Consider the following 4,986-nt stretch of genomic DNA (forward strand, 5'->3'; position numbering starts at 1 on the left):
TCAATGCGCCCCAGCCGCAGCCGATATCGAGGAATCGTTCGCCCGCCCGCAGATTCAGCTTGTTGCAGATATGGGCCAGCTTTTGCGCCTGCGCCTGATCGAGGCTGTCGTCAGGATGGCGAAAATAAGCGCACGAATAGACGCGCTGGCGATCGAGCCATAGCGCGTAAAATTCGTCGGCGACATCGTAGTGATACTGGATCGCCTCGCGATCGCCGGGGCGCGAATGGCGCCACCATGCCGCGTTGACCCTGCCGCGCGTGAAATTATCCTTCTGGATACCGCAAAGCGCAGCAGCGAGTCTGACCATTTCCCGCGTATTGCCGTCGAAATCGATCTCCTCTTCGACGTAGCGCGCCGCGATTTTGCCGAAGGTGGGGCGAATCAGCGCCCACAAAGCGCCCGGCGTGCGCAGGGTGATGCTCATTCTGGACGGCTGCGGCGCTGCGATTGACGCGCCGTTCCACAGATTCACGCTGATGGGCAGATCGAGCCTACGCAGCCGTTGCTCGAGCGATTGCAGGATGGGACTTAGCAGCATGACGTGAGCATGATGAATGGTGCGGCTGATTTATTATTCGATCCGACTCTGATCGTTCCGTCAGTACGGTCCGGACATCTGCTACAAGCCTCTTGAAGGGCTTAAGACTAATTCAGATGAACTTGGGCATCGGGGAATCGAAAACGTTTCCGCGGAAATGCCTCGATTTCCGTCCGCTTGAATCGCGCGCTGACGAGGCGAGTTTGCCGCGTCGGCTACGCTCCCTCGCAATGACAACCCAATAGCGTGTCATTGCGAGCGCATTGCGAAAGGCAACACAGGCTGTCATAGCAACCGGCCTTTAGCCTCGGGCTTGAACCGGGGAAGCAATCTGATTTTGTTGTTCTCGAATCAGGCGAAGGTAGAACGTAAACGCCGGCGGCGTTCGTGAGCGTTGTGCAGATTGTTGTGCAGATAGCGCGACAGCTCATTCAACGCCTGCTGGTAGACGCTGCGTTTGAACTCGATCACCGAATCGAGCGGCACCCAGTATTCATGCCAACGCCAGGCATCGAATTCCGGATGCGCACACGCGCGCAAACTAACGTCGCAATCGCGGCCCACCAGCCGCAGCAAATACCAGATCTGCTTTTGCCCGCGGTAGCTGCCGCGCCATTCGCGGCGCACCCAGTGGTCCGGCACGTCGTAGCGCAGCCAGTCGCGGGTGCGGCCCAGTATCTTGACGTGCTCAGGCTGCAACCCGACTTCTTCCGTCAGCTCGCGGAACATCGCCTGCTCGGGCGTTTCGCCGTATTTGATGCCGCCCTGCGGAAACTGCCACGAATGCTGCTTGATGCGCTTGCCCCAGAAAACCTCGTTCTTCGTGTTGCAGAGAATGATGCCTACATTGGGGCGATAACCGTCTCGATCGATCATGCCAATCACCCAAACTTTCACAATTGGATGAATTTTTCCATATATTTCAGAAATATGGAAGCTTGCTTAGCGTGGTTTGGGCAAGATCGGCAATGGCTGCGACCGCTTTTGCAACAGTTCTGCCACACATTGGAATGGTGTTTTCGCAAACATCCGCGGCGGCGGAATTGGCCCGGCGCGCGGCGAGCAGCCGGGCGCTTGCACCAGTCTGGTCATTCTTGCGGAAGCAAAATCCGGCATGCGCAACCAGCGGCCAGGCACTTGCTAGAATGGCGGCTTTTGGCAGGACATCCCTATGCGCGCCTCGCAGTTTTTCATCTCGACGTTAAAAGAAGCACCGGCCGAGGCGGAGCTGGTCAGCCACAAACTGATGCTGCGCGCCGGCCTGATCAAGCGACTCGCGTCGGGGCTTTACACCTGGATGCCGCTCGGACTGCGCGTGCTGCGCAAAATCGAAGCGATCGTGCGTGAGGAGATGAACCGCAGCGGCGCCATCGAACTCCTGATGCCGGCCGTGCAGCCGGCCGAGCTTTGGCAGGAATCCGGGCGCTGGGATTTTTACGGTCCGGAGTTGCTGCGCATTCGCGATCGTCATGAGCGGAACTATTGCTTCGGGCCGACTCACGAGGAAGTGATCACTGACATCGTGCGCCGCGAAATCAAAAGCTATCGGCAATTACCGCTCAATCTTTATCAGATCCAGACCAAGTTTCGCGACGAAATCCGGCCGCGCTTCGGCGTCATGCGCGCGCGCGAATTCTTGATGAAGGACGCCTATTCGTTCCACACCGACAAGGCGAGCCTCGATCAAACCTACCAGGCGATGTACGACGCCTACACGCGCATTTTCTCGCGGCTCGGCCTCAAATTCCGCGCTGTCGCCGCCGATACCGGCGCGATTGGCGGCACTGGCTCGCACGAATTTCACGTGCTCGCCGAATCGGGCGAGGACGCGATCGCATTTTGTCCCGATTCGGATTACGCGGCCAACCTTGAACTGGCGGAAGCGCCGCTGCCGGAAGGCGAACGTACGGCTCCCCGCGATCGACTGAATCGCGTGCCGACGCCGGGCGTCAAAACCATCGCCGAACTGTGCGATTTTCTGAAAATTCCGGTCGAGGAGACGGTCAAGGCGGTATGCGTCGAAGGCCAGGATGGCAAGCCGGTGTTGATGATGCTTCGCGGCGATCATCAGTTGAATCTGATCAAGACCGGCAAGCTCGCGCAGGTGAAAACGCCGATTGTCTTTTCGACGCCGGAAGCGATACGGACGGCTTTTGGCGCTGGTCCTGGCTCGATCGGCCCGGTCGGTTTTCAGGGCGTGGTCATTTCCGACCGGACCGTATCGGTGATGAGCGATTTCGTTATCGGCGCCAATCAGGATGACTATCACTACACTGGCGCGAACACCCGCCGCGATTTCGCAGAACCGATCGTCGCCGACATCCGCGACGTCGTTCCCGGCGACGCGAGCCCCGACGGTAAAGGCCAACTCCAAATCTGCCGCGGCATCGAGGTCGGCCATATTTTCCAGTTGCGCACCAAGTATTCCGCGGCGATGAATGCCGCTTACCGCGACGAAAAAAGCGAGATGGCGGCGATGGAAATGGGGTGTTACGGCATCGGCGTATCGCGCATCGTCGGCGCCGCGATCGAGCAAGGCAACGACGAGCGCGGAATCGTCTTTCCGCGCGCGATCGCGCCATTCGAGCTCGCGCTGATTCCCATTGGTTACACAAAAAATGAGCTCGTGCGCGATACCGCGCAGCGGCTCTACGCCGAGCTGTGCGAAGCGGGAATCGACGTGCTGCTCGACGATCGCGACGAACGGCCCGGCGTGCTCTTTGCCGACAACGAATTGACAGGCATCCCGCATCGCATCGTCATCGGCGAGCGCGGCTTGAAACGGGGCCAACTTGAATATCAGGTTAGAACCGACGAAAAATCTAGCTTAATACCGTTGCAAGACGCGGTAGATAGTATAAAATCAATGGTGTGCGATTAAATAATGAAGTTGTTTCTACTAATCCTGTCAATGGAAGCCTGAAACCGAGGCCCATTCGATACGCCCTTGCCCGTTTCGGCTTGCGCCTTCTGCTGTTGCTATTGCCTTGTTCGATTGCTCTCGCCGGCAAGCAAAATTACGAACCAATGTCCGCCAGCGTCCAAGCCGCGCTTTCGGAAGCGATCAGCGACCGCGTCAGCCCGGTTTCTCCGCTGGCCGCAGGTTCCGAACCCACTCGCTGGCTCGAAGACATGTCGCGGCGGCTCGAAAAACGCATACCGGATCGCGCCTCACGGTTGGATTTTCTGCAAACCGTGCATTACGAAGCGACCCGCGCCGGCCTTGATCCGCAGCTCGTGCTCGGCCTGATCCAGATCGAAAGCGGCTTCAAGAAATATGCGGTTTCGCGCGCCGCCGCCCGCGGCTACATGCAGGTCATGCCTTTCTGGATCAAAACGATAGGCTCGTCCGACCACAACCTGTTTCATCTGCGCACCAATCTGCGTTACGGCTGCACGATCCTGCGCCACTATCTCGATATCGAGCGCGGCAATCTTTTTCGCGCGCTCGGCCGCTACAACGGCAGCCTCGGCAAGGCCGAATATCCGCGCCTGGTCGACGGCGCGTTACGAAAAAACTGGGCGTATCCGGTTACCGTCAGCCCTGTTCTGGCCGGCTCAACCGCAAACCTCGTCAAGCCGTTGCGCATCACGACACAGTAGCGTTTCCCGGCGCCATCTCTCGCAGGCCAGCGAAGTAATTTCCGCAGGGCTGCATCCATATCCTTACGTCGCGGGTATGCTGCTTTAGAAAGGTGAGTCCGGCTTTCTCGCGCTCACCGCTTCGGCTAGACTGTCGCCATAACAACAAACAGCATTGCAACGTGATCGGTAATAAAAGGCCGCCTCAGGTCTGTACCAGCGAGCAGGGGATTGCGTGAAGGCGATTCAGTGAGCCCGACGAAGGCGTCTCCGGCTTTCGATTACGAATCGGCGCTGCGCGCCTGCGCCCGCGACGAACGCATCGCGCTTCGGCAAATTTACGAGCACGAGGCGAGCCGTTTGATCGGCGTCGCCTATCGCATCGTGCGCCGGCGCGAAATCGCCAACGAAGTCGTGCACGACGCTTTTCTGCAACTCTGGCAGGGGGCGGACACCTTCGATCCGCGGCGCGGTTCGGCGCGCGGCTGGATATTCAGCGTCGTCCGCCATCGCGCGCTGAATACGCTGCGGAAGTCGTCGCGCGAAACCCCGGTCGATGAAGCCATGCTCGAAAAAACGCCGGACGAAGCCGCCGGGCCGCTGGAAAACCTGGCGCGGCTGAACGACGCAAGAGCCCTGCACCATTGCCTTTCGCAACTCGATGCGCAAAAGCGCGACAGCATCCTGCTCGCTTATGTGGACGGCTATTCGCATAGCCAGATCGCGGCGCGCTTGAACGCGCCGCTCGGCACCGTGAAGGCGTGGATACGGCGCGGCTTGCTCGCGCTACGGGAATGCCTCACATGAACCTCGAAGACGGCGAAGAAATGGAAGCGCTAGCAGGCGAGTACGTGCTCGGTGTG

5 protein-coding genes are annotated in these 4,986 nt (G+C 59.1%); 3 read left to right on the plus strand and 2 right to left on the minus strand.

Annotated elements, in window-relative coordinates; genetic code table 11:
* Positions 1-541: class I SAM-dependent methyltransferase (locus H0V78_06290; protein ID MBA2351389.1), on the minus strand; the 541-nt coding region annotated here is incomplete at its 3' end.
* Between the two features lie 351 nt (positions 542-892).
* Entirely contained in the window at positions 893-1,417 is a 525-nt protein-coding gene (locus tag H0V78_06295; GenBank protein ID MBA2351390.1) for an RNA pyrophosphohydrolase, read from the minus strand.
* A gap of 295 nt (positions 1,418-1,712) precedes the next feature.
* Here H0V78_06295 and H0V78_06300 point away from each other — a divergent pair, with 295 nt between their 5' ends.
* The 3 genes from H0V78_06300 (at position 1,713) to H0V78_06310 (ending at position 4,930) form a co-directional block, all read left to right on the plus strand.
* Positions 1,713-3,422: a proline--tRNA ligase gene (locus H0V78_06300; protein MBA2351391.1), complete on the plus strand. Its 1,710-nt coding sequence runs from the start codon at positions 1,713-1,715 to the stop codon at positions 3,420-3,422.
* A gap of 146 nt (positions 3,423-3,568) precedes the next feature.
* Positions 3,569-4,144 carry a lytic transglycosylase domain-containing protein gene (locus tag H0V78_06305; GenBank protein ID MBA2351392.1) on the plus strand — a complete coding sequence of 192 codons (576 nt, stop codon included), beginning with the start codon at positions 3,569-3,571 and terminating at the stop codon, positions 4,142-4,144.
* Positions 4,145-4,372: 228 nt separating this feature from the next.
* A complete protein-coding gene (locus H0V78_06310; protein ID MBA2351393.1) occupies positions 4,373-4,930 on the plus strand; it encodes a sigma-70 family RNA polymerase sigma factor in 558 nt (185 codons plus the stop codon).
* Positions 4,931-4,986: the final 56 nt, after the last annotated feature.

The sequence above is a fragment of the Burkholderiales bacterium genome (assembly GCA_013695435.1).
Lineage (GTDB): Bacteria > Pseudomonadota > Gammaproteobacteria > Burkholderiales > JACMKV01 > JACMKV01.